Origin of the sequence: Arthrobacter sp. 2RAF6, from assembly GCF_052115205.1 — a bacterium.
Classification (GTDB): Bacteria; Actinomycetota; Actinomycetes; order Actinomycetales; family Micrococcaceae; genus Arthrobacter.
This window is the reverse complement of record NZ_JBFRGF010000121.1, coordinates 1-601: the sequence shown is the minus strand read 5'-3', so window position 1 is coordinate 601 and position 601 is coordinate 1. Positions and strand designations below refer to the sequence as shown.

Sequence of the window (601 nt, the reverse complement as noted above, 5' to 3'; positions counted from 1 at the left end):
TGGGGCTGCGCCTGGCGCAGCGGGCCAACGGCGTGGCCAAACTCCACGGCGTGGTCTCCCGCGAGATGTTCTCCGGGCTCTGGCCAGGCTTCGACCACTCCGAAATCCCCATCACCTCCGTCACCAACGGCGTCCACGTACCCACCTGGATCGATCCGAAGATGAGCCGGCTCGCCGCAAAGTATTTTGGCAGCACTGACGTGGATGCCACTGGCTGGGACAAGATCTACGAGGTGGATGATGCCGAACTTTGGGGCCTGCGGGGCGAGTTGCGTTCTGCTTTGGTTGATGACGTGCGCAAGCGCCTCCGATCTTCGTGGAAGAAGCGCGGGGCGGCCGATGCGGAGCTGGGCTGGACGGACACCGTGCTGGACGCGGACGTGCTCACGATCGGTTTCGCCCGGCGCGTGCCCACCTACAAGCGCCTGACCCTCATGCTCCGGGACCCGGCCCGGCTCAAGGCGCTGCTGCTGCACCCCCAGCACCCCATCCAGCTGGTCATCGCCGGCAAGTCCCACCCCGCGGACGACGCCGGCAAGAAAATGATCCAGGACCTGGTGAAGTTCACCGACGACCCCGCCGTGAGGCACCGGATCGTGTT

Annotated in this window: 1 protein-coding gene; it reads left to right on the top strand. The window is 65.9% G+C overall.

The features are described from left to right. Window positions 1-601: alpha-glucan family phosphorylase (gene glgP, locus AB4Z38_RS25770; RefSeq protein WP_441432345.1), on the top strand; the 601-nt coding region annotated here is incomplete at both ends.